The following is a 246-nucleotide window of genomic DNA, read 5'->3' as shown; positions in this document are numbered from 1 at the left end:
CGGCCTGACCGACACCGAGACGCGCTACCGCCAGCGCTATGTCGACCTGATCATGAACCCCGAGGTGCGCGAGACCTTCCGCATCCGTGCGGGCGTCGTGCGCTTCATCCGCAGCTTCCTCGACGGCCAGGGCTTCGTCGAGGTCGAGACGCCGATGCTGCAGCCGATCGCCGGCGGCGCGACGGCGCGGCCGTTCATCACGCATCACAATGCGCTCGACCGCGACCTGTTCCTGCGCATCGCGCC

Annotated in this window: 1 protein-coding gene; it reads left to right on the top strand. The window is 69.1% G+C overall.

The annotated features are described in order from the left end of the window. The coding region (locus ACZ3HG_RS24530; protein ID WP_465335099.1) for an amino acid--tRNA ligase-related protein at window positions 1–246 on the top strand (246 nt) is incomplete at both ends.

It is taken from the genome of Erwinia sp. PME.40.26/001, assembly GCF_055556675.1.
This window is presented reverse-complemented; position numbering and strand designations above follow the sequence as displayed.